This is a genomic window from Cobetia sp., assembly GCF_983723665.1.
In genome coordinates this window covers 1-4,138 of the sequence record NZ_CFDJES010000193.1, presented here as the reverse complement: position 1 = coordinate 4,138, position 4,138 = coordinate 1, and the positions used below count along the sequence as shown (strand labels likewise).

Genomic DNA, 4,138 nt, shown 5'->3' with positions numbered 1-4,138 from the left:
TATTCCGGGAAGGGCTGCGGATAGCCGAACTTGTTCCAGAGCGCGATGCGCGTCGCCGCCAGGTGCCACTGGGGCACGACATGGAAGCCCCAACGCAGTACGCGGTCGAGTGCCCGTGTCGCGCTGAGCAGGTCTTCGCGGGTCTGCGCCTGAATCAGGGCATCGGTGAGCGCGTCCACCACCGGGCTTTTCAGCCCGATCAGATTGCGTGAGCCGGCCACGTCGGCATAGTCGCTGGTCCAGTATTCACGCTGCTCGCTGCCGGGGCTGTTGGACTGCGGATAACTGCCGACCACCACGTCGAAGTCGAAGCTGCGACGGCGGTTGATGTACTGATTGACGTCGACGGTGCGAATCCGCGCCTTGATGCCGATGCGCGCCAGATTGCGAATCCACGGCTGGATGATGCGCTCGAACTGGGTGTCGTAGTTGAGCACCTCAAGCGTCAGCGGCTTGCCGCTGCTGCGGCTGACCAGCTGGCCCTTGACCACTTCATAGCCCGCTTCGCGCAGCAGCCCCAACGCCTTGCGCAGGCGAGGGCGCAATTCCTGTGGCTCATCGATCGGCAGGGGCTTGTCGAAGACCGCGCTGGGCAGCTCATCCTTGAAGGGCTCAAGCAGCGCGAGTTCCTTGCCGGTGGGCATGCCATCCGCGGCCATGTCCGAATTCTCGAAATAGCTGTGGGTCTGCTGGTAGGCACCGTAGAAGAGGTTGCGGTTGATCCAGTCGAAGTCGAAGACCAGCGCCAGTGCCTCACGGACTCTGGGGTCCTGGAAGCGCTCGCGGCGCTCGTTGAGCACGAAGCCCTGCATGCCCGCCGGGTTGCTGTCCGGGACTTCCAGCTTCTTCAGGCGGCCCTCGTGCAGCGCGGGAGTGTCGTAGGCGGTCGCCCAGTTCTTGGCGCTGCTTTCGACGTGCAGATCGATGCTGCCGGCCTTGAAGGCTTCCAGCGAGACGGTCTGGTCCCGGTAGTAGTCGTAGACCAGTGTCTGGATGTTGTGGCGGCCCTTGTTTACTGGCAGGTCCTTGCCCCAGTAGTTGTCGACACGCTCATAGCGAACCTGGCGGCCGGCATCCAGAGATGCCATGCGATAGGGTCCGGAACCCAGCGGGAGTTCCAGGGTGGCGCGCGTGAAGTCGCGGCTCTTCCAGTAGTGCTCCGGCAATACCGGCAGCTGGCCGATGATCAGCGGCAATTCGCGCGCGGCGCCTGGCGCCATCTCGAAGCGCACGGTGTCGGCATCGATCACGCTGACGCCGGTGACATCGTGGTAGTAGCTCTTGAAGAACGGCAGGCCCTCATCCTTGAGCAGGCGATAGGTGAAGACGACATCTTCGGCAGTCACCGCCACGCCATCATGGAAACGCGCCCGAGGGTCGATATCGAATTCGATGGCGCTGCGGTCCTCGGCCAGGCGGACGCCGCTGGCCAGCAATCCGTATTCGGTGAAGGGCTCATCGGCGGAGGGGATCATCAGGGTGTCGTAGATCAGTCCGCCGAAGTAATTGAGCCCCGCCACCGAATTGCCCTTGAGGATGAAGGGATTGGTGGAGTCGAAACTGCCGATGGCGGCGCGCGTCATGCGCCCGCCGACCGGCGCCTCTGGATTGACGTAAGGGAAGTGCGTGAAGCCGGGCTTGTGGGCGGGCTCGCCGTAGATGGCCAGGCCATGCACGGTCGGGACGTCCAGCGGCGTCTGCACGTTCGAGGTGGGGATACTGGTTGCCTGCGCGCTGGTTGCCTGCGTTGCCGACGCCATGTCGGCGCTGGGGCGTGAATCGGCAGATTGCTCGCTATTCGCATTGGGCCCGGCTGCATTGGGCTCAGCCGCGTTGGCCGTGGCAGTGAACGAGCCGCTCACCATCAGCGCCCCCAGGCATAGCGCACGTAGCGCGGCCCAGCGACGTTGGGTGAGTGAAGAAACACGCTGCATCGAAGACTTCCTTGACTGAATGACCCGGGCCTCGCGGCCGTGATGAAATGACCGGCATCTGGGCAGCGGCTGGTTTGCGCCTGACTCGCCATCAACTCCGCTGGTTTGGGCCGCCTCAGCGGCGTCCATACAGCTGTCGACGCACTACCGTGAGCTGCCTAAAGTTGCAGGAGAACTGCAGGCAGGTTGCAAAAGCGCTGCAGCAGGTGCGCGCCACGCGCCGGGCTGCGGCCGGTCTCCTTGCATCGACCCCGCCAAGAGTAACGAAGTTCCCTGTCAGCGGCCATGCTGCGGCGTTTGAATCGCAAACGCCCCCACCATCACGGATGGCAGGGGCGTTGAGGAATCGCCTATCAAGCGTCGTGCAACGACGCGTGAATCGACTGACTCAGTTGGCGCTGTAAAGGGTCAGCATCTGGCCGGGGCGCAGGTAGTCCGCAGATGACAGCTTGTTCCAGCGCGCGAGCTGGCGAGTGCTGACATTGTGACGGGCGGCGATCAAGGACAGGGAATCGCCACTCTTCACGCGCACCTTCTTCTCGCCGTTGGCCGAGGCCAGCTGGGTGGCCACCGAGGCGCCGCGGTCCGGCACCATCAGTGCCTGGCCGATGCGGATGGTGTTGCCCGAGAGGCGGTTCTTCTGCTTCAGCTCGGACAGCGTCAGGCCACTGCGGCGCGCGATGACGGACAGGGTGTCGCCGCGCTTGACGCGATAGCTGGCCCAGCTCTGGCGCGCTTTTTCAGGCAGCGTGGCCAGCTGGCTGAGGAAGGTGTCGCGGGCGGTGGCGGGAATCACCAGTGAGCTGTCACCCGGCGTGGTGGCCCAGCGCTTGTAGGCCGGGTTCAGGGCGCGCAGCTCATCTTCACTGATGCCGGCCAGCTTGGCGGCGGTGGACAGGTCCAGTTGTCCGCCCGTCTCGACGGCCGCGATTTCCGGCCTGTCGTCAATCTTCGGCAACGAGAGCCCATATTCCTCAGGGTCGCGAATCACCGCGGCCAGTGCCAGAAGCTTCGGCACGTATTCCATGGTCTCGTTGGGCAGCTTGATGTTCCAGTAATCCTCATCGCCACCGGCGCGGCGGCGTGCACGATTCACGGTGCCGGCACCGGCATTGTAGGCGGCCAGCGCCAGCTCCCAGTCGCCGTCATACCAGCGCTCGCCCTGGGTCTCCAGGTAATCCAGCGCGGCATCCGTGGACAGCAACACGTCCTTGCGACCGTCATACCAGCGGTTGCGTGTCAGCCCCATGGCGTCACCGGTGCGCGGCATGAACTGCCACATGCCGGTCGCACCGCCCGGATGCGCGGCATCCGGATCGTAGGCGCTCTCGATGAAGGGCAGCAGTGCCAGCTCTGCCGGCAGGCCGCGTGCTTCGGTGCGCAGTGTCACGTAGCGAATCCAGGGGCGGGCCTGTTCCGCGATACGCTCCACGTGGTGGGGGTGCTCCTGATACCAGCTGATCCATTTGCGCACGCGTGGGCGACCGGTGTCCTGCTGCAGCTGATAGCCGGCGCGCAGTCGCTCCCAGACGTCGTCGTAGTGCGCGGGAATGGCGTCGACGGCCTCCATGAAGTTCAGCGGGGCGCGCTGATATTCACTGGTGGGCGAGACCCCGGACACCATCGCTGAATTGGCGCTGGCGGTCAGCGGCATCAGGCACAGGGTGGCACCCAGAGAGGCGAGGCGAATCAGGTGACGCAGTCGAGCCGGACGGAAGGGGGCCTGGGTCGGAGTGACACGACACGGCGTGTCGGCGGCCATCTGGCCGTCGGTACGGAGGTCTTGCTGATGCATTGACGAAATACTCTCTGGCGAGCCGCGGCTGGATGGGTCAGCAGCGGCTCGGCTGGCCGGTCATGCCGGCACGAATCAGTGACTGCGGGGGCTGATCGAGATCAGGAATGTTCTCGACCCGCTGTCACGCGAAATGCCATTCACGCCGCGCTCCAACCGCTCACCTGAGTGGCGTCAGAACGGGGGCAATGGCACGCGGGCAGCAGGGCTAGAAGTTGTCCTTCCACTGACGCAGTGCCGTGAAGGCCGCCAGTGGAGAATCTTCCTGACCCAAGGGTGCCGAGAGGCGTCCTTCCTGCTCGAGGTGGCGTTGCAGCGCCACCTCATCACTGCGCAGGAACGGATTGATCTGCTTTTCTCGGCCGATGAGGGTGGGCAGCGTGGGGCGGCCCAGTGAACGCAGCTGTTC

At 64.6% G+C, this 4,138-nt stretch carries 3 protein-coding genes; all 3 read right to left on the bottom strand.

Translation table 11 applies throughout. The features are described from left to right. Positions 1-1,934 (bottom strand): extracellular solute-binding protein (locus AC4FAH_RS13600; RefSeq protein WP_490246214.1); only part of this gene is annotated, 1,934 nt, incomplete at its 3' end. A gap of 388 nt (positions 1,935-2,322) precedes the next feature. Next, on the bottom strand, positions 2,323-3,729 hold the full coding sequence (locus AC4FAH_RS13595) for a LysM peptidoglycan-binding domain-containing protein (RefSeq protein WP_242007784.1): 1,407 nt from the start codon (positions 3,727-3,729) through the stop codon (positions 2,323-2,325). 208 nt (positions 3,730-3,937) lie between these two features. After that, the coding region (locus tag AC4FAH_RS13590) for a hydroxyacylglutathione hydrolase C-terminal domain-containing protein (RefSeq protein WP_490246213.1) at positions 3,938-4,138 on the bottom strand (201 nt) is incomplete at its 5' end.

What these genes read in the sequence shown, in the direction of transcription:
- AC4FAH_RS13595 (WP_242007784.1), bottom strand. Translation starts at nt 3,729, where the DNA reads ATGCATCAGCAAGACCTCCGTACCGACGGCCAGATGGCCGCCGACACG.